The organism is Methanobrevibacter sp., from assembly GCF_017431965.1.
GTDB lineage: Archaea > Methanobacteriota > Methanobacteria > Methanobacteriales > Methanobacteriaceae > Methanocatella.
The window spans coordinates 110,123-133,887 of record NZ_JAFRKB010000033.1; the positions used below are offsets into that span (position 1 = coordinate 110,123).

Here is a 23,765-nt window from a genome sequence, read left to right on the forward strand (position 1 = left end):
AAATGTGCCCTGAAAAAATTTTATATTCCTATACTATTGCTTCAACATAATGAACTGAATTTTCTGCAATCATATCCTCAAGTTCCCCATCTGTAAACATATTGCATATCATTTCCTGACATTCACTGCTTAAATCACTAAGTGATACGGAATCATCCAAACCGGAGCTTGAAAAAATACTGTCCACATCTATGGACTCCTCTATTACATTATTTTCAGCAGCTTCAAGAGCCCACTCCTGAGCTAAACTGCATCCAAGATAACCTCCAAGTGCACCAGCCAAAGCACAACCTGCAACCAACGTAATGCAAACTACATATCTATTAAGGTTCACATTATAAACATTTGAAACAATTAACTTTGAACATAATGCACCTACACCAGCCCCGATACCTGCACCAACAAGAATACCGACAGCAGGATTTAATGTAAACGTGCCTGCAATTGTACCTAAAAGAAAACTTACCCCAACACCTAATACGCTAGTTACTGTAACTGCAGTAGAAGACATACTTTCAACATATTTAACACAACCCTGTGAACCCTGAATTTGAACTCCATCTACATACACCACGCCATTATCCACATTCAAGACATCATTACCGTAATCATATGCACTATTGCCTTTAAAGGTACAATTATTTATAGTTAAATTTCCCTGATTGAAAACTGCACCACCATTATTGCACCTATTATCAATAAAACTACAGTTAGTACAAATACATATTCCTGCATTGAGAATTGCAGACTGAAAATTCATTAAAAGATTCATCATTTACGCCACGAAAATCATCATTCATTGTCATGAATTGCTCTTCGGTGTAAATTGAATTTGACCTGATTGTACGCGCATATTCATAATCATTAATGCTACTTACAGTTAGTTTTTTAGTTAATGTGACATCATTTTTATATCTCTCTTCAAGTAACTGTTGAAAGACATCGTTTAAATCTTCGAAATTGTAAAAATGATATCCTCTTTGATAAGTAAAACCGTCATCATAATTTTTAGTCAATGTAACTATAAACACATTGCCTATATATTGAGCATAATATGTTGTATCGCCATTTAGGCGAACAAAATCATTTCGGCTTATTATAGCTGAATAGATTATAGGAATTAAATTTATCTTTTCGCCTGAAAAATGTGACTCATAACTATAACTGAAATAATTTACATCGATATTTGTAATACTGCCATCAGTGATTAATTTTTCGCCGTCACATATTGCAGAAATATTACATTTTTTATGGTTGCGGTCAAGATAAATTGCTTCACCCCCTATTAGTGAGGTGGAATTTATGAAAATGGACCTGCAAATCGTATTATTCAAACCCGCCATGTAAATTGCGCCACCAATTACACCTGCAGTATTATTTATAAAAATGGAACTATCAATTATTCCATTATTTCCAATCCATGTTATTGCTCCTCCCTTAACAAGTGCAGAATTTCTATAAAATTTACAATTGGAAATTATACCATTGTCACCTTGCCAAAATATTGGACTCAATTCATCCTTATAGTAAACATTCATTTGTGATATTCCTTTATTGAGAGTAATCTGACTTATATCATAAGTAATGGTGATATTATAACCATAATCCTTAGAATTAATGAATGTCAAATTGAAGATTTTGACATTATTGCCTGTAATCTTAAATAATGCAGTACTATAACTTCCATAACATGCCCATTACCATTGATAGTCACATTATCCGTAGCAATATTTATAATAGGATTTCGAATATTGAGATGTGGACCATATCCTGAATCAAAAAAATAATCTTTAGTTACATTATAAATGTCTCCAGGAGAAAGTTCCTCAATATCGCGTTGTAAATCATCAAAAGATCCATTAACATCATCCAATTCAAAAACAGTATCGTCAATGCTGCTATTGCAATTAGAATTCAAATCTCTAAAATCAGCATCATTAACATCACTTGCACAAACACAAGAAGCAGTCGTAAAAACACATACACATACGATTAATAAAACTAAGTTAAAATTCCAAATTTAAACATTTTTACCTCTAATTCCCCACGATTACTATTTTGAGGAACATTTACTATTTTTCTCCTACAAATTTAGGTATTGCAAAAAATTAGTAATAAAATTTTCCGCGTGTAAGTGCTTGCTTGCAGTAAAAAACTAAAAAATAGATACGAAAATTAAATAAAAACAACAAATAAAAAGTTAATTTAAAAAAAATAGAAAAAAAGAGAATTTAAAGAAAATATCTTTAAATTAAAATTCCGTTAATAACACCATCTTGACCAGGTCTAGATGTTACTTTAGCATTACCTTCAGGAGTTTCTACAATAGCACCTTTGGTAATGATGTTCCTTCTAACGTAGTTAGGGTTTGCAGTGTTTTCTACTACATTAAGAATATCTACAACTTTGGTTTTACCATCAGCATCAGTAACATTGATTTTATTACCGGTAGCTAATCTAAGTTTTTCGTTTCCACCACGGGTTCTAATTTTTCTTAATTTTTTTTCATCTAATCTGGTTTCAGCTGGATCTCTACCTAATTCAGCTTTCCTTTTTCCACGGTTTGCAACATTTCTTGCACCGGATGGACTTCTAGTTGATTTTCCTTGAGAAATTGCCATTATTTCACCTAAATAAATATAATACATTAAATAATAATCGCAGTCTATAAGACCCTTTCAATTAAAACTGTAAGCAAGAAAAAATAACAGTTTAATTCTGAGAGCAAAAAAGAGCCTTAAAGAATAATGATAATAAAATATTACTTTATCATTATATATAAACTTTAGTTTTTTAAAAGAAAAAAGAGAAATTATTTTTTATTTTTTAAAATAAAATTATCAACCAACTTATCAAAGTCTTCCTCACTCAAATTTTTATCAGAAGCTGCATCCAAAATTTTTTGAATTTCTTCTTCGCTAACAGAATCCCCTAAAAAATCAATTAATAATTCTCTTAACTCATTATCATCAATATAGGCTTCTCCATTTGAAGAAACATATTGACAGTTGCCTTCATCATCGAGAGTATAATATGGAACTTCTTTCATAATCAATCCTCAAAGTTAATAAATCTATAGTAAACAATTTTATATGGATCATTGTCAAAATACCATTCACAGTTAGGTATTTCACCATCATTAAATTCAGAATAATCTTCCAAATCAGCATCATCGACCTGAATAAGAATATTGACTTCCTTACCTATATTTTCAACATCAATGCCCAATTCATCCAAATCAATTACAAATTCATCATTGTCACCGCCTTTCGGTACGGTAATAACAATTTCATCTTCATGGTTCATATTAACATTATAATTGTCATCCAGCACAATTATTTCTTCATTTCCTTTAAATAACTCTATGGAATTGTCTTCATTATCACTTTTCAATAAATAACCTTTAGCAAATAATTCTTCAATATCCAAACTACATAATGGACAAGTAAAGCTCCCATTAACCAATTCTGAACCACATGAAGGACAATAATTAATCTTTACTATAATCATCACCTCAAAAAATCCACATTTAATATTAATATTTAAGAAGTAATATTTAAAATGATAATATAAAAAAAGAATAATGGATAACTAAACATTAGTATCCATCAAAAAATTTATTTTTGGAATTCCCCACCGGTTCTCAGATTTTATAGAACATATTTTTAAATCTTCAATAAACATGTTAAAAGATAGAATGATACTATCACAATCAATAGTTATTTTAACATTTGAATTTTCTAACATAGTCTTTGAGATTTTAAAAACATTTGATGCATTCTCAATGAAAACAGAATATGGAATGTTATTATTATCAATAGCTAAAAAAATTCCATCAGAAATGCTATAGTCAGCACAATATTTATTTTTTCCATCAATTTTTCCAACAAATGTATCGTTTATTTCGTCATAGCTTGAAATTAACCTTTTTGTATTCATTTTAAAAACCTCACTCATATTATATCCACAATGACATATAATTAAAACCTAAGAGCATTTGAAAACTAATATAAGAACTTCATTAACTAAATAAACCGAAATGAAAGCAATAAATTTGAAATAAAAATAAAAAATTGATTTAGAAAACTATTATTAATACTTCAGACAAATTATTACATAGAAATGAAAAGGTGTCTTAATTGGCAGAAGAGACAAAAGAACAATTAGCGCTTGAAGCAGAAATAAAAGCTCAAGCTCAAAAATTTATTACATACCTCAATTCAACCCTCCCCGAAAGTATGGAACTGGAATATGAGGGATTTTACAGAAGGGGATTTTTTGTAAGTAAGAAAAGATATGCTGTAATTGAAGATGGAGAAATTATAGCCAAAGGGTTGGAATTGGTTAGAAGAGATTGGGCGCCAATTGTTAAAAAAACTCAGGAATCCGTTTTGATGGCCATTTTAAAAGAAGGAGATTCAGATAAAGCTATTAAAGAAGTAAAAAAAGTATTTAAACGAATTAAAAATGGAGATGTTGATAATAAAGAGCTAATTATCCACACACAAATTACAAAGCCTCTTGACCAATACAAACAAATCGGACCACATGTTATTGCTGCAAAAAAAATTGAAGAACATGGCATTAAAGTTACACGAGGGACCATCGTGCAGTATATAATCGTTAAAGGAAAAGGATCCATCAGTCAACGTGCCGTACCTTATGAATATAGTGAAGGATATGCATATGACAAAGATTACTACATCAACAATCAGATGATTCCTGCAATTGAAAGAATAATGTATTCTTTCGGATATTCAAAAAAAGACTTACAGGACCTTGCCCGTGGTGAAGTCCAACAAAGTTTAGATGCATTTTTCTAAAAAAATTTATAATGTATTATAACCATAATTAGAATTATATGATGAATAATGATGACCGTGTTGTTTTTTTCGATATAGACGGCACACTACTTGACACAACAGCTTTTGCTGAAACTGCAAGAAAAGCAGCTATTGGATTAATGGTAGATAATGGTTTACCTTTAGATAAGGATGAAGCATATGGCGTATTAAAAACAATCATACGTGAAAAAGGATCTAATTACGGCAAACACTTTAATGTATTGACTCAAGTCGTATTAGGCCATGAAGACCCTATGCTTGTTGCTCTTGGAATGATTACCTACCACAATGTAAAAATAGCACTTTTAAGACCTTATGCAGAAACTATTGATACCTTAATTTATCTTAAAAGCCAAGGTTATCGCTTAGCTGTAATTTCAAATGGTATTACAATAAAACAATGGGAAAAGTTAGTCAGATTAAATGTATACTCCTTTTTTGATGCAGTGATTACTTCCGAAGAAGTGGGCAAGAAAAAACCTGACAAGCTAATTTACGATGTTGCCCTAAGGAAAATGAAAGGAAATCCTGAAAAATCAGTGATGATTGGAAATAAATTTAAAGAGGATGCATTAGGTGCAGTTAATGCCGGTTTAAGTGCAATTCTTGTAAATTCAGACATTACTGAAGAAGACAGGGACTACATTAAAAAAGAAAAATTAGATATTACAATTATCGGCAATATTGGTGATGTGAAAACTGTATTATAATCACCAAATTACTTATTTTTAGAAATCAAGTTCCAATGTTACAGGACAGTGGTCAGAACCATATATCTCATTTAAGATTTCTGCTGATTTAACTTTATCCTTGATTTCTTCATTTACATAAAAATAATCAAGTCTCCAACCAGCATTTCTTTCACGTGCACGAGTTCTATAACTCCACCAGGTAAAGTTATTCTCACCTTCATCAAACATTCTAAATGTATCAACAAAACCGGCTTCTTCCAGTTCATCTAACCATGCACGTTCTTCCGGCAAATAACCGGATTTTCCTTCACAATTTTTTGGATTATACACATCTATCGGGTTGTGAGCAATATTATAATCACCTGTTATAACAATATTTTTTCCCTGATTTTTTAGCTCAACAAGCTGTTTTAGTAATGCATTGCAGAAATCAACTTTAAAATCTAATCTTTTAGCATTCATTCCACTATTCGGGAAGTAAATATTGTATAAAATAAAATCAGGATATTCTATTCTTAAAACTCTACCTTCCCCGTCAAGTTCCTCTACACCAAGACCCCTTGTAACTTCAACAGGTTCAATTCTTGAGTAAGTTCCAACACCACTATAACCCTTCTTCTCAGCTTCATTGAAAAATGAGTCAAATCCGTCTACATCAACTAATTTCTTAGGAATTTTATCTTTATCTGCACGAACTTCCTGAAAGTTGATAATGTCTGCATCACAGCCATCAAACCAGTCCCAAAATTCATCCTTTTTTGCAACTGCCCTAATACCATTTACATTCCAAGAAACTAGCTTAATAGACATTACAATTCAACCCCATTATCAAGAGGAACTTCACGAAGCCATTTGATATCACTTTTGTAAAGCATACGGATGTCTTCTACATCATATCTTATCATTGCCAATCTTTCAATACCCAAACCGAAAGCTAAAGCAGGCTGATTAATGCCTAATGGTTTTAATACTTCTGGCCTGAACATTCCAGCACCACCAAGTTCAATCCAGCTTTCCTTTTCTTCCAGATAAATTTCAGTTTCGGTAGATAAATAAGTATATGGGAAATAAGCAGGTCTGAACCTTACTTCAAAACCTAATTTTTTGTAAAACTCTTTTAAAACACCTAAAAGATTTTGGTAACTGATTCCTTCACCGCAAACCAATCCTTCAACTTGGTGGAATTCAGGCAAATGTTTATAATCGAAGGTTTCTCTTCTGAATACCCTTCCAACAGAAAACATTTTTATTGGAGGTTCATGTTCAAACAAGTGTTTTGTTGAAATTCCAGTAGTATGGGTTCTTAAAACACTTTGGCGCGCAATATCTTCACTCCAATCATATTTCCATCCTATTGAACCAGTATCTGCACCGGTTTCATGAGTCTCTGCAGTCAATTTTACCAAATCATCATCCGGCAAATCACAAGTCAACGGATTTTTCAGATAAAAGGTATCCTGCATTTCACGGGCAGCGTGATCCTGCGGTTGGAAAAGAGAATCAAAGTTCCAGAATGCAGATTCGACATACTCCCCTTTATCTTCAACAAACCCCATATCTAAAAAGATATCTCTTATCTCATCAATAATGACTCTTAGCGGGTGTTTTTTGCCAGCAAATGCTATAGGTGCCTCTGCATTAATATCATATGGACGGTATTCCAAACTTTTCCATTCTCCATCCTTTAATTGTTGGTGTGTTAATTGAGTAGCTTGTTCTTGAATAGTAAATCCTTCTTTTAGGATAGCTTCACCCTTAGGCAGAATTTTAAAAGAATGTGAGGTTTCTTTTTTAATGTTTAAAATGTTTTTTCTGCTGGCGAGTTTTTTGACTCCATTCATCAAGTCATCAGTGAAAAGTTTAACGCCATCAGCATTTGTTTTAAGATAATTTAAGGTTTTTTCATCAACATCAAGTTGGGATACAAAATCTTTACCGAATTCTGTGATATTAACCATTCCCTTATCGATTTCAGCCCAATTTTTACGACGTAACCAGCCAATCGCAATATTGGTTTCTTTTTTATCCACCCCAGTTTCATCTGCTAAATCTTTCATCTGAATTTGTTTCTTATCAGCCAAAACATCCAAAATTCTACGTTCTGGAAGTCCTTTTTCGGCATATTCAAGACCATCTTCAGTTAAAGAATAAGTTTTTTGAACTTCCTTTTCAACTTCAATAATATCTTTTGATGCAAGTGAACCTGCCGCACTCATTACAGATTTAATATCCATACCAGCATTTTTGGCAACCTCTTCAGGAGTGGCTTCAGGATTAGCCTCAAGCTCTTTTAAAAGTTTCTTTTCATAAATATGTAATTCACTAATGGTTTTTTTAATATCCTCACTCATTTAAACACCATAATTTTAAGATTAATAATATAATAATATATGTTAAAAAACATTTATAAATATGATGTTAATTACAGAAAAATAACTTAATTTAATAGAAAAGAAAAATAATTAATTATGTCTGAAATTAATGAATCTGTCGAATTATTTGAAAACGGTTATATGTGCTCCCAAGCAGTGTTTGCAGCATTTTCCCCGAATTTGGGTCTTGATAAACAATTGGCATTGAAAATTGGGGCTTGTTTTGGAAGCGGGATGAGAAAAGGAGAAGTTTGTGGTGCCTGTACAGGTGCGCTTATGGTTTTAGGCTTGAAATACGGTGAAAGTAAAGAAAAAAGTAATGAAACATGCGAAGCTTTCTTAGACGAATTTAAAAAGGAAAACGGATCTTACATCTGCAATGACCTGCTCGGCTGCGATATTTCAACTCCTGAAGGCGTGAAATCAGCAGTTGAAAACAATTTATTTAAGGAATTATGCCCAAAAATGGTTGAATCAGCTTCAAAAATTCTAAAAGAAATAATAGATGAATAAATTAAAAAAAAGAAGTTATTCAAAATTAGATTTCAAATAACTTACAAAAATAGATGCTGCAGTTAAATCTGCAGTAGTTCCTGGATTATACTTATTTTTAAACAGATAGTCATCAAATTCATTAAGCTTATCCTTAAAATCAGCTTCATCCTTTAAATTAAGCAAATCCCTTGTCATCATAGATATCTTTAAAGCTTCATCGGAACCGTATTTTCTTGAAATTAAGGTATCCGGAACCTGTGACAATATTGTTAAGAAAGTCAGTACGCAGGCGTCATTTTGAGATTTTTCTTCGTTTAATTTATGATAGGTCGGATAGCCTATCTCAAATACTGCAGGCATGTCTGAAGTCATCTCACGAGCCAGCATGTCCCATGGAGCGGAAATTTTTAAAACATCAAACATAGTCTGGCCATTTTCTCTCAACTCATTTTTAGCATTGTCACTTGACACATCATATTCGTCCTGATCACCCATTCCACCGGCATCGGCAATATTGATTGCATCGTATAAATCACATGCATCATCAACTGAAGTATTTGCCATTACCACTTTTACGTTTTCTCGGATTTCATCAAAGGAATCACTGATAGCAGCCGCAACGGCAATTGGAGTGGTCATCATTACAATGCCCAAATTGGTGTTGTTTTTAATCCATTTGTCAGTTTCCGCCACTGCCTGAAGAATATATTTTCCCAATTTAGGATTTTCAATATCCACATCACTGCATGCTTCACGGATAGCATCTCCAATAACAATCCCGCTTATTACAAAGTCTTCAAATTCCATATCATCATAATCGCGGGTCCTGTGAACATTTCCAGGTTTTGGATATCCGCTTACCTCCAAAGCAGAGGCAATCTGTGCAATTTTAGCAATTTCATTGGCTTCCATTTATATCAACTCATTTAAAAGTAAGTAAGGTGCGAAGTTAGTGATTATTAAGTCTGCTCCTGCTCTTTTGATAGAAAGCAAAGATTCCAAAATGGCTCTTTCAGTCAGATATCCCTTTTCAATAGCGGCCATTATCATGGAATATTCACCGCTTACATTATATGCAACCAAAGGAAGCATGAATTCATCGCGAACCATACGCACAACATCCAAGTACGGAAGTGCAGGCTTTACCATTAAAAAGTCAGCACCTTCAATGACGTCCAATTCGCATTCACGGATTGCTTCAATGGCATTTCCCGGATCCATTTGATAGGATTTTCTATCACCCAAGTGCGGTGATGAGCAGGCTGCAACCCTAAACGGTTCATAAAATGCAGATGCATATTTGGCAGAATATGACATTATCATGACATTCTCATATCCTTCATCGTCTAAAGTTTGCCTTATTGCACCGACTCTTCCATCCATCATGTCTGAAGGCGCAACAATATCTGCTCCAGCTTCTGCATGAGAAAGGGCAACTTTAGCAATATATGGAAGTGATTCATCATTCAATATTTCGATTCCATCGTCAGTATCTTCGTTTTCCTTAATCATTCCACAATGACCGTGAGAAGTGTATTGGCATAAACAAACATCACTGATAATAACCAAATTGGTTTCCTTTTTGAGTTTTCTGATGGCTTTTTGAACAATTCCAGTAGATGAATAATCAGGAGTTGCTATCTCATCTTTTGTATCTTCCTTTGGTATTCCAAATACAATGATTGATTTTAAACCTTTGGCTTCAAGCTGTTTTGCAAATTCAACACCAGAATCCAAAGAGTATCTGAATTCACCTGGAAGAGATGAAATTTCTTCTTTTTGCATTCCGGTGAGCTCTTCTTTAAAATAAATCGGATAAATTAAATCTTCTTTTTGAAGTTTAGTTTCACGAACAATATCTCTTATTTTAGCATTTTTTCTTAATCTTCTCATTCTTGTTGTGGGAAATTCCATAATAATCACTTAATATCAGTTGATTGCAACTGTTCTCAATAACATTTATATATAAAATTTGGATGGAATTATTAATTAAATTTATGGCTATTGTTCAAATACAAAAAACTCAACATTAGTTCAAAAATTATGAGATATTATAATAACTTGAACCAATACTTCTTTTTATTAAATTGAATTAAATTAATATAATTAAAAAGACAAATAATGCAATAATTACAACCAAAGAGGAAAAAAATGTCAAATTCAATTGGAGAAAAATTTAGAATAACAAGTTTTGGGACAAGCCATGGAAAAGCTTTAGGTGCAATTGTTGATGGATGCCCTGCAAACCTTGAATTATCCGCAGAAGATATTCAAAAAGAGCTTGATAAAAGAAAACCGGGAACAAGCAGTGTTACAACACCCAGAAAAGAATCAGATGAAGTTCAAATATTGTCTGGAATTTTTGAAGGAAAAACTGACGGAACACCGATTACCGGAATCATTTTTAATAACGACCAACATTCAAAAGATTACTCCATGTTTAAAAATACTCCTCGCCCGTCCCATGGTGACTTTGGTTGGATGATGAAATACGGAAATTATGACTATAATGGCGGAGGACGTGGAAGCGGAAGGGTCACTATTGGCCATGTAATTGGTGGAGCAATAGCTAAAAAGCTCTTAAAAACAAAAGGTATTGAAATAGTATCCCATGTTACTCAAATTGGAGATATTAAGGCAGAACCTCAAGAATTCAATACCATAAAAGAAAATATTGAAAAAAATCCAGTCCGCTGCGCAGACTTGAAAGCCGCAAGTGAAATGGAAGAATTAATTTTATCTAAAAAAAGTGAAGGAGATTCCGTTGGAGGAATTATGGAAACAATAGCCATTGGCCTTCCGGCAGGACTTGGAGAACCCGTCTTTGAAAGGTTGGATGGTGACCTTGCAAGAATTCTGATGAATATTGGTGCCGTAAAAGGTGTTGAAATAGGCCTTGGATTTGATGTGGCAAACCACACTGGCTTCGAAATCAATGATGAATACCAAATTGAAAATGATAAAATTACTACTAAAACTAACAATTCCGGAGGGATTGTTGGTGGAATGAGCAACGGAATGCCAATTATCACAAGAATTGCCGTTAAACCAACACCATCAATTTCCAAATGTCAAGATTCAATTAATTTAGAAAAAAGAGAGAATGAAAAAATAGAAATTAAAGGAAGACATGATCCTTGTATCTGCCCAAGAGTGACAGCAGTTGCTGAATCATGTACCGCAATTGTCCTTGCAGACCATATGATTCGCTCAGGATTTATTCACCCCTCAAATTTAGAACTTTAATTTGAATTTCTTTTTATGATTGAAATTTCATCAAATTCATTGTTTTTAATTGAGGTTTGATAAGAATTTCTTCTCTCACTGTTATAAAGTGAATGGCTAGTGCTGTGATTTTGGGACTCTACATCCTTAAGGGAGATTAGTCTAAATCTTTTAGGATTATTATAATTTACATTAAATGACAATCCGTCATATGCTGCAATTACTTTTACCCCAGTCTCCTTAGAAATCTTTTTAGCTTCAGTAACCGGATTTGAAGAAATCATTTTAAGTCCTAAATGAGTCATGACCGCAACTTTTGGCTTGACCTCATTTATTAAATCAATGAAATTACGGGAACACATGTGTCCATGAATTGACCTATTACCCGGCCTTAAAACACTAGCTATAAGAATATCCGCACCTTCATGATATTCATGCAGCTCATCAAAATAGCCTGTGTCTGAAGTATATGATACTTTAAATCCGTTATAATCCAGCTGGAAACCTATGCCCCTAGGGTCGCCGTGAACTACTTTAGTTCCTTTGACTTTGATGCCATCAACTTCACTAACAACCCCCGGTTTTAAAACTACCTTATCAGATTTAGATTGGTGATAAGCTGATATACAAGGCCCCCATTTTTCAAAACCGTCTAATACGCTTTCACTTCCAAAAATAGTTCCATGATTTCTGGTCATTCCTCTTGTCATTGCTTCAATTAGAATTTCAGCATCATTATAATGGTCAGTATGGGCATGGGAAACAAATACCCCACTTAAATTGCGAGGATCAAAACCAAATTGATAAGTCCTTATAAGGGCGCCTGGTCCAGGGTCAACATGATAATTTTTTCCATTGATATTATCAATCCTAAACCCCCCAGTCATCCTTCTTTGAGAGATAGCGGAAAATCTTCCACCACCACTACCTAAAAAAGTTAACTTCATTTAAATCCCCAATCATAACGAACATAAAATTACATCACATTTAAGGGAAGATTTATCCTTTTTAAGACATAAATCTTCATTTTTAATAATGACTTTATCCCCTATTTTTATATTATCATTTTCTGTAAACATGATTACATTTTGACCTGGTCCCGCCAGTTGTTTCCAGTTTTCATCCATTGCTTGCGTTTTATCGTTTAATTGGACATATAGTATATTTCCATCTACAGAAACAACCCTGCCCACATCACCCTCATCAATGATTTTACTGGACATCTCTATTTCCAGACTTTGTTGAACCAATTGTTCTGTTAAATTTTGCCTGAATTTAACCAATACTTTAACATCATGGTCAATTGTTAAGTTTAAATGCTTTTGAGCTTGAGAGGTACTGAAAAGAGGATCTTGTCTTAATACATCACAATTGCTTCCAACTGTAGGAGTCACAGATGAAATTTCTTTTATAATTTGTTCAAATATTTCTCCTTTTGATTTTAAACTAGATGAAGGTTTAAATCTCTTTGAAACTAAATTTTCAGCCATTTTTTTGGCAAAAACATTACCAAAAATAATTATTCCACTTTCACCAGCTTTACGTGAAGTAACCTCGGAACCTAATAATTCAACCAATTGATAACCTTTGGTAGTTCCATAAATCCTCCTACGTCTTGTTTCAAAAGTTCCCTTTGTACTTACTTCTCCTCTAACACATTTCCCAACAATTTTCAGTTTACTAGCATCATCAGTAATTTTTACTGAAATGTCCAAATCTTCAGCTCTTTTTAAAAATTCTTCGTCGCTACTAATCTCACCGTTATACAATTCTTTTTCTAAAATTTCCAAATTTTCTTTATCGCCGAAATAACCAATCTTTCTTTTATCGGCTGCCATTACACATCCATTTTTTCCAATGTAAGCAATAATTAAGCTCATAATATTCCCCTTAATTCATATATTATAATTAAAAAATTATAATATCAAAAGTTTATTAATTATATATAATTATAATTATCCTATATTATAAAGTTAAGGCAAAAAATTATGATAATCTAAATCTTTAATATTCCCTTTTCTTAAAAAAAAGTTATTAAAAATTTCAAAAATAACCAATACAATTACACAAAGTAGCATATTTAAAATTATACAGTTTAAAATTAAAAATGAAACAATATATTTAAATATTAATATTACCTATATTATAATTATAATAATTGTTAATTATTTATCATTATAAATTAGTATAATGTTAACAATAAATGACAAAGGAGAGAAACTTATGATAGATCTCAATAAAATGTTTAAACCTGAATCTGTGGCTGTTATTGGTGCTTCCAATACCCCTGGAAAAGTAGGATACATCATTGTTGACAATCTTATCAATGATGGATTCGAAGGCGAAATATATCCAGTAAACCCAAAAGGAGGAGAGATTTTAGGCAAAAAAGCTTATGCAAACATAACCGAAATTCCTGGAGATGTTGACTTAGCTATTATAACAATCCCTTCCCCATTTGTAAACACCGCCGTTGAAGAATGTGGAGAAAAAGGTGTTGAAAACATGGTTGTTATCACTGCTGGATTTAAGGAAGTTGGTGAAGAAGGAGCTAAACTAGAAGCTGAATTAACAGCACTTGGTGAAAAATATGGAATAAACATTATTGGACCAAATAGTTTAGGAATCACTGATTCACACACACCATTAAACGGATCATTTTCACAGATGATGCCTCCTACAGGAAACATTGCATTCATCTCCCAAAGTGGAGCAATGATGGTGGCTATTATCGATTGGAGCGTAACTTCCGGAATAGGATTCAGTAAAGTAATCAGTTTAGGTAACAAAGCTGGAGTAAGTGAAATTGAATTGTTACAATACTTGGCTGAAGATGATGAAACTGCAGTAATAATCTGTTACTTAGAATCTATTTCCGAAGATGAAGACTTTGTAAGAACCATGAGAGAAACTGCAGTTAAAAAACCAATTATTATCCTCAAATCAGGTTCAAGTAGTGCTGGAGCAGCAGCCGCATCCTCACACACAGGAGCGCTAGCTGGCAGTGATTTGGCATTTGACACTTCATTTAGACAATCCGGAATTATGCGTGTAGAAACCATGGCAGAATTATTTGACTTAGGTTTAGCATTCTCCAAAGCACCACTTCCAAAAGGAGATAATGTGGCTATCATTACCAATGCCGGTGGGGGAGGAGTTTTAACTGTAGATGCTATGGAAAAAGCTGGTTTAAACCTTGTCCAATTCGATGAAGAAACTACTGCAAAATTAAAAGAATGCGTAACTGAAGAAGGTAGTGCTAAAAATCCGATTGATGTATTGGGCGATGCACCAGTAAGCAGATACAAAGAATCATTAGAAATTGTCTTAGGATACGAAGATGTTGACAGCTTAATCATCATGGTATGTCCTACTGCATCAGCAGATCCTGATGGAATTGCACAGGCAATATTGGAAGAACGAAAAGAATTTGATAAACCTATCATTGTGGTAAATATGGGAGGTCCATCATTTGAAGCTGCAAACGAAGCTTTAAGAGCAAATGGAGTGCCAACATATGTATTCCCTGAAACTGCAGTAACTGCACTTGAAGCAATGACAAGATATGCAAAATTGCCGGAAAGACAATACGATGATGTTGTTGACAATATTGCTGATGTTGACAAAGATGCAGTAAAAGCAATATTCGATAAAGTTAAATCTGATGGAAGAGACACATTGCTTGGTAGTGAAGCATACGCTGTAGCTGAAGCTTACGGAATTTCAGCAGCACCAATCAAATTATCAACATCTGCTGATGAAGCGGCACAACTTGCAGAAGAAATGGAATTCCCTGTTGTACTGAAAATTGCATCCGATAAAATTTTACACAAATCAGATATTGGTGGTGTAAAAGTCGGAATCAGCAGTGCTGAAGAAGCAAAAGCAACATACGACGAAATCATTGCAAATGCTAAGGCTGCACACCCAGATATTGTTCCTGATGGTGTGGAAGTGCAAAAAATGATGGATTCCGGTGAGGAAGTCATTGTTGGTATGATTAGGGACAAACAATTTGGTCCTATGATTGCATTCGGTATGGGTGGAATCTATGTAAACCTCATTGAGGATGTTTCATTCAACTTAGCAAAAGGTTTAAGCTCCCAGGAAATAGATGAACAAATCGAAAGTACCAAAGTATCCAAATTACTTGCAGGATACAGAGGAGAAGCACCTTGCGATGTTGAAGAAGTTAAAGAAGCTATCAAAAGAGTAGCTAGATTAACTTTAGACTTCCCAGAAATTTCCGAGTTAGACATTAACCCAATCTTTGTTTATGAAGAAGGTTCATCTGCACTCGATATTAAAATTAAATTATAATTTCTCTTTTGAGAAATTATTATCTCTTTTTTCTTTTTAAACCATTTAATTAAGTGATACTATGAATGGTGAACTTGACTTAGAACTATATACCATTTCCATTATAGGTTTGAACAATTCCTTAGAAAACCCTGAAAATGATTCGCTTAAGGAAATTGTAGACAATTTCCAAGAGTTATATGAAGACATTATTAATGATTTAAACCAAGACGACATACAATTTAATGATTATTATCTATTTTTCGAAAATGGAAAAAATGTATTTCCACAATACATTGAAACATTAAACGAAATTAAAACTGAAGAAATTAAAGAAAATGTGGATTCTTTGATAAACATATTTGAAAATCTCAACAAAATTGCAATTGCATTTCCATCTCAAGAGGACCTGATAAAATGAACAGAAATTTAGAAAAAATAGGAATTAATACTGAAGAAAGATATGAATGTATTTATACAACTATTGACGAAGAAGGCAATAAAAACTCTGCAGCCATTGGATTGAAGTATTTCGGTGAAGATGACATTGGATGTAGAATATTTGAAGGATCCAAAACCTTAGAAAATATTCAAAAAACAAAAAGATATGTTGTGAACATTACTCAAGACCCTGCAATTTTTACTAAATCAACCATAAGCAAACTTCCGGAGGAATACTATACTGATGATGGAGATATAGCTATTTTAAAGGATGCAGGATCATATATTATTGTTGATGTTATTGATATTGATGAGCAGAAAGCCGAAAACACACCGATTGATAATGACCAAAGCATTTTCATGATAAGAGGTAAAATACAAGAAATCGTTATTAAAGATGAAAGCATTAAGGCATTTAATCGTGGACTCGGTGGAATAATTGAATGTCTTGTTAATATTTCAAGATATAAGATTGTTGATGATAAAAAAAGACAAGAGTATATGGATAGAGTCATTGAAAATGATAGAATGATTCAAAGAATTGGAAATAGTCAAACAAAAGAAGCAATGAAAATTATCAAAGAGGAATACGAAAAAAATTAAAAAAAAAGCATAGTTAACTAACTATGCTTCCCAAAACAACTTATCATGAGGAATAACATTCTTCAAAATACCAATGTCAACCTCAAGTTTTTGGAATGCATCCACATCTGCTTTGAAACCGTCATCAATACCAGAAATGAATGGGAAACTTTGTAATGATTTAGCTTCTAAATCAGCATCAGAAACAATATCATCAGGTAATAATTCTACCACAGCAGAAGCATTGCCTGCTTTAATATTATCATTAATGAAATCAGTTGCATTTTCATGAATAGCGATAATATCTTTTACAGTATCTTCATGGTTTTTGATAAAGTCGTCAGATGCAACAACCACACAACATGGATGGTTTGGTAAAATTGTAGCTGAATCTTCTAAAACAACGTTGTCAGAATTATTAGCCGCAATACTTACATAAGGTTGGAAAGTAATAATACCATCAATCTGTTTGGTTTTTAAAGCATCATTCATAGATGGAACTTTCATAGCAGAAATATTTAAATCATCAGTTGATAATCCATTTTTTTCTAAGTAATATGTAAGTAAAACATATTGAATTGAAGCTTCACCAGGAGTTGCAATGTTTTTACCTTTTAAATCTGCAGCAGAAGTAATTCCAGAGTCTTTAGTTACAACAATTCCACTACCATCAGTTTGAGCGGATGAAATAACTTTTACAGGAACTCCTTTTTCAACAGAAGATAAAACAGGAGCAATTCCAACATAACCAACATCGACTTCACCACTAGCCATAGCAGTCATCAAGTCTCCACCGTTATTAAACTGAACAAGTTCAGTAGTAATATTTTTTTCAGCAAATTTACCTTGAGCATCAGCCACAAACAAAGCAGCATCGTGATCAGAAGGTAAATAACCTATCTTTACAGTGTCATCTCCCCCACCTAAAAAATCAAGGAAGCCTGCACTAGCTGCACCCATTACTAAAAATGCAGTAAGTGCCAACACTAAAACAAATGTAATCTTTTTATTCATTTATAATCACCGTTTAAATAAGTTAACTTATTTACAATATATTACTTTTAAATGAATACTATAAATAAATTACTTTTCAATTATTAACAATTGTTATATTTTGAATCCCCATTTAAACTATTAAATGTCCAAAATATATAAATGTTTTGAAAAAAAATAGCAAAACTTAATCTTATCCTCCATAAATAATTTGAATTAACTTAACCTCATCACCATCATTAATCATGCTTTCTTCAACTGCTAATTCACCATTTTGCTTTGCAACGATTGTTTGAGCTGATAAACCCAATTCATCCAATAAATCTTGAATTGTGAAGTTTTCTTTTAAATCTCTTTTTTCATCAATATCTTTAAACTTTAATTCGAATTCCATTTTCTCAATACCCCAATATTAAGTTTATACTAATTAAAATTAACAATTGTTATATTAATTTTTAGAAGGTTTAAATATTTCTATTTTCGACCCAAAAAAATACACAAATATTTATATAATATAAAAAAATAACTATTGTTATATTACAAAAATAGGTGAAAAAGTGCCAACAAGATATATCGGTGATGGATACTGGGAAATTGCTTCCCGTCAAATGAGTATTGTAACAAGAAGTGAACAGGAAAAATTTAAAGATGCAAAGGTTACAGTTATTGGCTGTGGCGGAATCGGTGGCGAAACCATTGAAATGCTTGCTAGAATGGGAGTTGGAGAACTTGTTTTAGTAGATAAAGACGCTTTTGATTTGTCTAACTTAAATAGACAGACTTTAGCTTCAATAAAAGATTTAGGCCTCGATAAAAGTGCAGTGGCTAAAGAAAAAGTAAGGCTGATTAATCCTTATGTTAAAGTGACTACATTTAACGAACATATTGATCAAACAAATATCACTAAAGTAATTGAAACATCAGACATTGTGATTGATGCGCTTGACAATGTTTTAACAAGAGTCATTGTCTCAAGGGCTGCAAAAGAAAAAGGAATACCTTACATTCATGGTGCAATTCATGGAACTTTAGGTCAAATTACAGTATTTCTACCAAATAGCGAAAAAACATATGAAGAAATGTTTAATCTTCCATCAATTGGAAAAGAACTGAATGAAGAAGTTATTGAATCATTAAAAAATGTAACTTCCGGAGTCCCTCCAGTAATTGGTCCGACACCAAATTTAATTGGTTGTCTTGAAGCTTTTGAAGCATATAAAATCATTACTGGAATTGGAAAAGTAACTGTTGCTCCAAAAATATTAACATTTGATTTATTAGATTTAAGTTCATTTTCACTAGATGAACTTTAAATCATCTATTTTTCTAAATTTACCCTTTCAGGAGCAGTATATACAGTAAATCTATTATCACGAACAAATCCTACCATTGTAATATTACCTGCTCTTGCCACGTCAATACCTGATGAAGCAGGTGCTGCATTTGAAATTATTATTGGGATTCCCACCCGAATTACTTTTATTAACATGTCAGCAGGCATTCTTCCACTATATGAAATATAACATTTTGAAAAATCATATCCTTCTTTTGCAGCCGCTCCAATTACTTTATCAACTGCAACATGGCGGCTTACATCTTCACGAATAATAATATTATCTTTATATTTTAGCTGAGCAACATGAACTCCCGCAGTTTTTTGCCAAACTTTCGCTTCATTAGTCAAATGTTTTATATCATTGATGACTTGTGTTGCATCAACTGTGAGATTAGACATGTTCGGTTCAATTGTTTTTAGCTCCGAACGAATCCCACCAGCATTATCTGAATTGACACCCTGATATTCAAGTAATCTGCACACGCAAGCATGTTCACAATTACCTTTCCTCTCTTGAACGATGCCTTCTTGCTCCAAATCCTCTTCAGGATCATGGTTAAGATTTGTAGAAACTAAAACATTTGTTCCGTCTAATTTAATTGAGTTAATGTCAGAATAATCTTTAATTAACCCTTCCCCAAGACAATAACCTACAGCAAAATCTTCTAAATCTTTAGGATATGTTGAAAATTTACGGGGAGGCAAATAATCAATGAATAAGTAAGTATATTCATCATCAACACTATTTTCTTTAATTTTTTTATATTGACCATCATTCCATTGAATAACATCACTCTGTCTGATAAAATCCATAAAATACCCCTCATTTGTCAACTAAAGCTAAATTCTCATATTTTTTAAATTCCTCATGCTCATTAAGCTCAACATTCTTTAAATTGTTAATACTGGTTTGTTTATTGTTTTTAGATAATTCAATATGAGTATTAATGTAACCATTTTGCTTAATCAAATGTAAAAGTCTTTTGCCATATGTCAAATTAGGATTTGAAATGCGATTAAGCATTAAATTTAAAGTGTGAAACTCATCAATACCTAATACCTCACACATACCATACATTTCATTAATAATCTCAGATGCCCAATCTTTAATTGTTACTTCATTTCCATCCCTAAGTAGTCTCATTGTCTTATCATATGCTCTTTCAGCAGTTCTTTCTTCATTAATCTTAGATTCAATTTGCCATTTATCATAATCAGATTCGCTTTTAACTAACATATATATTAAAAATAAATGTAAAAATTCCATGTCACGTTTTACAAGACCACATTTATAAAATGGATTAATATCCAATGTTCTTACTTCAACATATTCAATTCCATCTTCTTTAAGTGATTTTAAGAGATTTTGAGGGTTTTTTGGTTTTAATCTTATTTGAGTATATAACTCTTTTGCTTCAGATAAGTCTCCATTTTCGATAAATTTCTCAACATCGAAAACGAATTCATCTACCGAATCATATGAAGGATACAAATCCTTTAAATTCTTATATCCACAGGATGCATTCCTAAATGAAGGTCCCTTAGTTGAATAGTAACTGCCATAGTTATCCTGAGCATCCATTAAATGTATACAATCATTAGAAAATGTTTTATGGGATCCAATTGAACAACCGGTTAAATATATAATCAACCAACAATATCTTAAATAATTCCTAGCAATTTTTAAATAAACCTTATTTTTAAACTCTCTAAAGGTTAACTCATCGTTATTCATTGAATGTAACTTTTTTAAGAAATCCTCTGAAAATGAAAAATTAAAATGAACACCGGAAATCATTTGTTTTTTAACGCCATATTTCTTAGCCAAATCTTCACGGTATTTTTGAGAAGATTCACCCTCTTCAGAGTATTTGGCAATTGGAATTTGATCCCAATATGGCAGAATGCATGGAATTGACTGAAACCAAAGATACTCATTTTCTGGAAGGGATGCATTAACAATATCTGAAAGTAGAGAGAATGTATCAAATGCCTTATCAATATTGTCAAAAGTAGGAGTTATTATCTCAATCTGGCTTTCAGAAAAATCTGTTGTGACAACAGGATTTGTTAGCTTATCGCCAAAAATTTCAGGATGCTCTGTCAACGATAGCTTTCCATCATCACGAGCCCTCAAGCTTTCCCATTCTATTCCAAATGAACCAGCCAAAATTTCATCTGCAGAAAAATTTGATAGATTTAATAAATTCATTTAATCCCCCAAAATAACATCTAATACACATTGCTCAATTTACCATAATCCTGAATAAGATCCTCCAATTTAATTCCTTTACGTATGGATGAGATTAAATACCTTCCAGGATTTGTATGCTTTTTAATTCTTTCATATAATGGATTTAAAAAGATTTCTTCGCCAAATCCCCTTTCTTTAAGCCCTAATGATGCCAAATCAACTATGTCTTTTGACAATCTACATAAATCCTTTTTATCTATAAAAGAAGGAGTTTCATTACTTATTAATAATTTTCTAAGTTCGGTTGCAGTATATCCCTTATGATATATAATATAATCATTATTTATTAACTCTTCTAAATCATCAAGTTTTTCTTTGAGTCCCAAGTGAAATGCTGCAACTGACATTGAATCTCTAATAGGTTGTGTGCATACACTTCTGAACTCAACAGTTCCCCGAAATGTTAAATTGATAAATTTAAATGGGCGCAAATATTCTATATCGTCAATGCATGGTGTTATATCTATTCTTTTATAATCTCCATTGCAATATACTTCACCACGAACATAATCCCTATTAAAATATTCCATCAAGTTCATTGAAGGAAAATTAATATATGCTCCATCACGCATTACACAGTAGATATTTAATGATTCCAAATATGATTGCAAATCATTAATATCTTTAAAATCAACATCATACATTCCAATATTATGAGGATTTACACCATGAGTTGAATATTCCCATAAAAGATCCCTAAAACAAACTAAATTACTATTTTCATCAAACAATACTGAATTTGAAAACAATAACGCTTTAATAGGTTCAACTTTTGAGAAAACATTGATAGTTTTGACTAACTCATCCTTATGTACATCTAACTGAACTTGTGAAGCTGATGAAAACATTCCATATTCTGGATATCTATGAAAATACATTGGAATATTTTTATAGTCCTTAAAAGATTTCAAATGATGATATAACATCAGATATCTTTCTGAGGGAATAGGCTGGTGTTCATTATATTTTCTATAGGGATTAATGCCCATTCCAGTTAATGTATGGTTAAATTCTTCGAAACATTCCTTTGTAAATGAATAATAATCACAAAAACGGTCATTTATCGAAAACAAATCTTTTTCTCTACCCATTGCAAACTCAATATTGTTATAGGAACAATCATAACAGACAATATCATCATTATTTTTATTTTTAAGAGAAAATACATTTCCATCATAATCTATCCCGTCATCTTTGAAATCAGAATATTGTTTTTGGAATTTATCTGTGACCTTATGAACAACATCAAAATCTACAGCTTTTTTGTTAAGATTGATAATTGGAATTTCAATTTCGATGCCAATGAAATTCTTTTTTTGATTAGTTGGCTTAATAAACTCTTCATACAGCCTATTTCGTATCAGTTCTCTATTAATCATGAATTTTATCCCCGTTTATTGATTTTAAAAATTCTTCAATAGCTTTTTCATGCTCTTCTGTTAAAATAAATTCATTATCATGTTCCAAGCTTTCAAAAATAATATTTCCGTCGATTAATCCAAATAGCTTATTTAATTCTACAGGTTTCCAATTTTCATTATCATCTAATGGAGTTGATGCAACTAAAAATCCCTCATCGCTTTTTAGATAATATAAGGAATCCCTCATATTTGAATGAATATATGTTAAATCCCCATCGTAAATCATTAAATTAAGTTTATTATTTTTAGACAAATCCGCTACAATTTCTGTTAATAAATTAAAACGTTCCTTAATAGTTGAAGGAGCATTTTTTGCTTGTTCAAATTCATTAACCTTATCAATAATATACAATAAGATTCTTTCAGAATCCGTATCACCTTTTTCATCTCCTTTATATTTATCAAGTTCCGGATAATCAAATATTGTACCATTATGAATTAACATCCAAGACCTGTTGTTATCATCAAATTCAGTGAAAGGATGGCAATTTGGAGATATTATTTCACCTACAGTAGCTAATCTAATATGGGCAAATACATTTTTTCCAATAACCGGGTGGGATAATATATCTTTCAAATGTTGACTACATGTTGCTTTAATCGGCTCTTTATCTATAACAAATTCATCAGATTGCATATTAGCCAATCCCCATCCATGCGGATGTTCTTCTGAGTGATTATAAAAACATTGTAAACATTCATTTATTTGTTTTGGCGTATTCGAATTAAAACAAAAAATTTCACACATATTATCCCTCCCATTAATTATTATCACAATTGTTATACTGTGATAACAATTGTTATATAATTC

General features: G+C 32.2%; 27 protein-coding genes. 8 read left to right on the forward strand and 19 right to left on the reverse strand.

What is annotated here, in order from left to right; genetic code table 11:
- Positions 1–28 precede the first annotated feature (28 nt).
- The 7 genes from IJI93_RS04400 to IJI93_RS04430 all read right to left on the reverse strand — a co-directional run bounded on the left by IJI93_RS04400 (position 29) and on the right by IJI93_RS04430 (position 3,957).
- Entirely contained in the window at positions 29–760 is a 732-nt protein-coding gene (locus tag IJI93_RS04400; protein WP_292820467.1) for a hypothetical protein, read from the reverse strand.
- Positions 711–1,628, reverse strand: a complete 918-nt coding sequence (locus IJI93_RS04405; protein WP_292820469.1) for a hypothetical protein — start codon at positions 1,626–1,628, stop codon at positions 711–713. The genes IJI93_RS04400 and IJI93_RS04405 overlap by 50 nt, the downstream gene beginning before the upstream one ends.
- Complete coding sequence (locus tag IJI93_RS04410) at positions 1,625–1,918, reverse strand: hypothetical protein (protein ID WP_292820472.1); 294 nt, start codon at positions 1,916–1,918, stop codon at positions 1,625–1,627. Before IJI93_RS04410 ends, IJI93_RS04405 begins: the two co-directional genes overlap by 4 nt.
- A gap of 328 nt (positions 1,919–2,246) precedes the next feature.
- Entirely contained in the window at positions 2,247–2,621 is a 375-nt protein-coding gene (locus tag IJI93_RS04415) for a 30S ribosomal protein S8e (RefSeq protein WP_292820475.1), read from the reverse strand.
- Positions 2,622–2,812: 191 nt separating this feature from the next.
- Complete coding sequence (locus IJI93_RS04420) at positions 2,813–3,049, reverse strand: hypothetical protein (RefSeq protein WP_292820478.1); 237 nt, start codon at positions 3,047–3,049, stop codon at positions 2,813–2,815.
- 2 nt (positions 3,050–3,051) lie between these two features.
- Positions 3,052–3,510 carry a hypothetical protein gene (locus IJI93_RS04425; RefSeq protein ID WP_292820481.1) on the reverse strand — a complete coding sequence of 153 codons (459 nt, stop codon included), beginning with the start codon at positions 3,508–3,510 and terminating at the stop codon, positions 3,052–3,054.
- Positions 3,511–3,591: 81 nt separating this feature from the next.
- Positions 3,592–3,957 (reverse strand): hypothetical protein, encoded by a 366-nt coding sequence (locus IJI93_RS04430; RefSeq protein ID WP_292820484.1) that lies wholly within the window; start codon positions 3,955–3,957, stop codon positions 3,592–3,594.
- Between the two features lie 182 nt (positions 3,958–4,139).
- Between IJI93_RS04430 and IJI93_RS04435 the strand changes: the two genes are divergently transcribed.
- Both IJI93_RS04435 and IJI93_RS04440 read left to right on the forward strand, forming a co-directional pair.
- Complete coding sequence (locus tag IJI93_RS04435; RefSeq protein WP_292820487.1) at positions 4,140–4,823, forward strand: DNA polymerase domain-containing protein; 684 nt, start codon at positions 4,140–4,142, stop codon at positions 4,821–4,823.
- Between the two features lie 38 nt (positions 4,824–4,861).
- Complete coding sequence (locus IJI93_RS04440) at positions 4,862–5,554, forward strand: TIGR02253 family HAD-type hydrolase (RefSeq protein WP_292820491.1); 693 nt, start codon at positions 4,862–4,864, stop codon at positions 5,552–5,554.
- A gap of 18 nt (positions 5,555–5,572) precedes the next feature.
- Here IJI93_RS04440 and IJI93_RS04445 read toward each other — a convergent pair whose 3' ends face one another.
- Positions 5,573–6,346, reverse strand: a complete 774-nt coding sequence (locus tag IJI93_RS04445) for an exodeoxyribonuclease III (protein ID WP_292820494.1) — start codon at positions 6,344–6,346, stop codon at positions 5,573–5,575.
- Complete coding sequence (locus IJI93_RS04450; RefSeq protein ID WP_292820497.1) at positions 6,346–7,887, reverse strand: phenylalanine--tRNA ligase subunit alpha; 1,542 nt, start codon at positions 7,885–7,887, stop codon at positions 6,346–6,348. The genes IJI93_RS04445 and IJI93_RS04450 overlap by 1 nt, the downstream gene beginning before the upstream one ends.
- Before the next feature lie 117 nt (positions 7,888–8,004).
- On the opposite strand from IJI93_RS04450, the gene IJI93_RS04455 reads away from it, so the two are divergent.
- Positions 8,005–8,421 (forward strand): C-GCAxxG-C-C family protein, encoded by a 417-nt coding sequence (locus IJI93_RS04455; RefSeq protein ID WP_292820500.1) that lies wholly within the window; start codon positions 8,005–8,007, stop codon positions 8,419–8,421.
- Between the two features lie 15 nt (positions 8,422–8,436).
- On the opposite strand, the gene IJI93_RS04460 is transcribed toward IJI93_RS04455, so the two are convergent.
- Together IJI93_RS04460 and hemB are read right to left on the reverse strand one after the other, a co-directional pair.
- Positions 8,437–9,315, reverse strand: a complete 879-nt coding sequence (locus IJI93_RS04460) for a triphosphoribosyl-dephospho-CoA synthase (RefSeq protein WP_292820502.1) — start codon at positions 9,313–9,315, stop codon at positions 8,437–8,439.
- Complete coding sequence (gene hemB, locus IJI93_RS04465; protein WP_292820505.1) at positions 9,316–10,317, reverse strand: porphobilinogen synthase; 1,002 nt, start codon at positions 10,315–10,317, stop codon at positions 9,316–9,318.
- A 237-nt stretch (positions 10,318–10,554) separates the two neighbouring features.
- Here hemB and aroC point away from each other — a divergent pair, with 237 nt between their 5' ends.
- Positions 10,555–11,649: a chorismate synthase gene (aroC, locus tag IJI93_RS04470; protein ID WP_292820508.1), complete on the forward strand. Its 1,095-nt coding sequence runs from the start codon at positions 10,555–10,557 to the stop codon at positions 11,647–11,649.
- Here the strand turns inward: aroC and IJI93_RS04475 are convergent.
- Both IJI93_RS04475 and IJI93_RS04480 read right to left on the reverse strand, forming a co-directional pair.
- Positions 11,646–12,575, reverse strand: coding sequence for an MBL fold metallo-hydrolase (locus IJI93_RS04475; RefSeq protein ID WP_292820511.1), 930 nt, complete (start codon positions 12,573–12,575; stop codon positions 11,646–11,648). The two genes, aroC and IJI93_RS04475, sit on opposite strands and share 4 nt — an antisense overlap.
- 12 nt (positions 12,576–12,587) lie before the next feature.
- Positions 12,588–13,508 (reverse strand): DUF2121 domain-containing protein, encoded by a 921-nt coding sequence (locus IJI93_RS04480; protein ID WP_292820514.1) that lies wholly within the window; start codon positions 13,506–13,508, stop codon positions 12,588–12,590.
- A 343-nt stretch (positions 13,509–13,851) separates the two neighbouring features.
- Here IJI93_RS04480 and acs point away from each other — a divergent pair, with 343 nt between their 5' ends.
- The 3 genes from acs to IJI93_RS04495 all read left to right on the forward strand — a co-directional run bounded on the left by acs (position 13,852) and on the right by IJI93_RS04495 (position 16,971).
- The gene (acs, locus tag IJI93_RS04485) at positions 13,852–15,948 is read left to right on the forward strand and encodes an acetate--CoA ligase alpha subunit (RefSeq protein WP_292820517.1); all 2,097 of its coding nucleotides are present in this window, start codon (positions 13,852–13,854) and stop codon (positions 15,946–15,948) included.
- Between the two features lie 61 nt (positions 15,949–16,009).
- Positions 16,010–16,348 carry a hypothetical protein gene (locus IJI93_RS04490; RefSeq protein ID WP_292820520.1) on the forward strand — a complete coding sequence of 113 codons (339 nt, stop codon included), beginning with the start codon at positions 16,010–16,012 and terminating at the stop codon, positions 16,346–16,348.
- On the forward strand, positions 16,345–16,971 hold the full coding sequence (locus IJI93_RS04495; RefSeq protein WP_292820523.1) for a DUF447 domain-containing protein: 627 nt from the start codon (positions 16,345–16,347) through the stop codon (positions 16,969–16,971). Before IJI93_RS04490 ends, IJI93_RS04495 begins: the two co-directional genes overlap by 4 nt.
- Before the next feature lie 21 nt (positions 16,972–16,992).
- On the opposite strand, the gene IJI93_RS04500 is transcribed toward IJI93_RS04495, so the two are convergent.
- Both IJI93_RS04500 and IJI93_RS04505 read right to left on the reverse strand, forming a co-directional pair.
- Positions 16,993–17,964, reverse strand: coding sequence for an ABC transporter substrate-binding protein (locus tag IJI93_RS04500; RefSeq protein WP_292820526.1), 972 nt, complete (start codon positions 17,962–17,964; stop codon positions 16,993–16,995).
- Positions 17,965–18,136: 172 nt separating this feature from the next.
- Positions 18,137–18,337: a MoaD/ThiS family protein gene (locus tag IJI93_RS04505; protein WP_292820529.1), complete on the reverse strand. Its 201-nt coding sequence runs from the start codon at positions 18,335–18,337 to the stop codon at positions 18,137–18,139.
- 163 nt (positions 18,338–18,500) lie between these two features.
- Here IJI93_RS04505 and IJI93_RS04510 point away from each other — a divergent pair, with 163 nt between their 5' ends.
- Entirely contained in the window at positions 18,501–19,256 is a 756-nt protein-coding gene (locus IJI93_RS04510; RefSeq protein ID WP_292820532.1) for a HesA/MoeB/ThiF family protein, read from the forward strand.
- A gap of 5 nt (positions 19,257–19,261) precedes the next feature.
- Here IJI93_RS04510 and fdhD read toward each other — a convergent pair whose 3' ends face one another.
- The 4 genes from fdhD to IJI93_RS04530 are packed head-to-tail and all read right to left on the reverse strand — an operon-like array spanning position 19,262 to position 23,702.
- Entirely contained in the window at positions 19,262–20,092 is an 831-nt protein-coding gene (gene fdhD, locus IJI93_RS04515; protein ID WP_292820535.1) for a formate dehydrogenase accessory sulfurtransferase FdhD, read from the reverse strand.
- Positions 20,093–20,102: 10 nt separating this feature from the next.
- Positions 20,103–21,491 (reverse strand): glutamate--cysteine ligase, encoded by a 1,389-nt coding sequence (locus IJI93_RS04520; RefSeq protein WP_292820537.1) that lies wholly within the window; start codon positions 21,489–21,491, stop codon positions 20,103–20,105.
- Positions 21,492–21,511: 20 nt separating this feature from the next.
- The gene (locus tag IJI93_RS04525) at positions 21,512–22,912 is read right to left on the reverse strand and encodes a hypothetical protein (RefSeq protein ID WP_292820540.1); all 1,401 of its coding nucleotides are present in this window, start codon (positions 22,910–22,912) and stop codon (positions 21,512–21,514) included.
- Complete coding sequence (locus tag IJI93_RS04530; protein WP_292820542.1) at positions 22,905–23,702, reverse strand: class II glutamine amidotransferase; 798 nt, start codon at positions 23,700–23,702, stop codon at positions 22,905–22,907. The genes IJI93_RS04525 and IJI93_RS04530 overlap by 8 nt, the downstream gene beginning before the upstream one ends.
- Positions 23,703–23,765: the final 63 nt, after the last annotated feature.

Coding starts and splice junctions, on each gene's coding strand:
- IJI93_RS04400 (WP_292820467.1), bottom strand. CDS start 760: ATGAATTTTCAGTCTGCAATTCTCAATGCAGGAATATGTATTTGTACT.
- IJI93_RS04415 (WP_292820475.1), bottom strand. CDS start 2,621: ATGGCAATTTCTCAAGGAAAATCAACTAGAAGTCCATCCGGTGCAAGA.
- IJI93_RS04420 (WP_292820478.1), bottom strand. CDS start 3,049: ATGAAAGAAGTTCCATATTATACTCTCGATGATGAAGGCAACTGTCAA.
- IJI93_RS04425 (WP_292820481.1), bottom strand. CDS start 3,510: ATGATTATAGTAAAGATTAATTATTGTCCTTCATGTGGTTCAGAATTG.
- IJI93_RS04430 (WP_292820484.1), bottom strand. CDS start 3,957: ATGAGTGAGGTTTTTAAAATGAATACAAAAAGGTTAATTTCAAGCTAT.
- IJI93_RS04440 (WP_292820491.1), top strand. CDS start 4,862: ATGATGAATAATGATGACCGTGTTGTTTTTTTCGATATAGACGGCACA.
- IJI93_RS04445 (WP_292820494.1), bottom strand. CDS start 6,346: ATGTCTATTAAGCTAGTTTCTTGGAATGTAAATGGTATTAGGGCAGTT.
- IJI93_RS04450 (WP_292820497.1), bottom strand. CDS start 7,887: ATGAGTGAGGATATTAAAAAAACCATTAGTGAATTACATATTTATGAA.
- IJI93_RS04455 (WP_292820500.1), top strand. CDS start 8,005: ATGTCTGAAATTAATGAATCTGTCGAATTATTTGAAAACGGTTATATG.
- IJI93_RS04460 (WP_292820502.1), bottom strand. CDS start 9,315: ATGGAAGCCAATGAAATTGCTAAAATTGCACAGATTGCCTCTGCTTTG.
- hemB (WP_292820505.1), bottom strand. CDS start 10,317: ATGGAATTTCCCACAACAAGAATGAGAAGATTAAGAAAAAATGCTAAA.
- aroC (WP_292820508.1), top strand. CDS start 10,555: ATGTCAAATTCAATTGGAGAAAAATTTAGAATAACAAGTTTTGGGACA.
- IJI93_RS04475 (WP_292820511.1), bottom strand. CDS start 12,575: ATGAAGTTAACTTTTTTAGGTAGTGGTGGTGGAAGATTTTCCGCTATC.
- IJI93_RS04480 (WP_292820514.1), bottom strand. CDS start 13,508: ATGAGCTTAATTATTGCTTACATTGGAAAAAATGGATGTGTAATGGCA.
- acs (WP_292820517.1), top strand. CDS start 13,852: ATGATAGATCTCAATAAAATGTTTAAACCTGAATCTGTGGCTGTTATT.
- IJI93_RS04490 (WP_292820520.1), top strand. CDS start 16,010: ATGAATGGTGAACTTGACTTAGAACTATATACCATTTCCATTATAGGT.
- IJI93_RS04495 (WP_292820523.1), top strand. CDS start 16,345: ATGAACAGAAATTTAGAAAAAATAGGAATTAATACTGAAGAAAGATAT.
- IJI93_RS04500 (WP_292820526.1), bottom strand. CDS start 17,964: ATGAATAAAAAGATTACATTTGTTTTAGTGTTGGCACTTACTGCATTT.
- IJI93_RS04505 (WP_292820529.1), bottom strand. CDS start 18,337: ATGGAATTCGAATTAAAGTTTAAAGATATTGATGAAAAAAGAGATTTA.
- fdhD (WP_292820535.1), bottom strand. CDS start 20,092: ATGGATTTTATCAGACAGAGTGATGTTATTCAATGGAATGATGGTCAA.
- IJI93_RS04520 (WP_292820537.1), bottom strand. CDS start 21,491: ATGAATTTATTAAATCTATCAAATTTTTCTGCAGATGAAATTTTGGCT.
- IJI93_RS04525 (WP_292820540.1), bottom strand. CDS start 22,912: ATGATTAATAGAGAACTGATACGAAATAGGCTGTATGAAGAGTTTATT.
- IJI93_RS04530 (WP_292820542.1), bottom strand. CDS start 23,702: ATGTGTGAAATTTTTTGTTTTAATTCGAATACGCCAAAACAAATAAAT.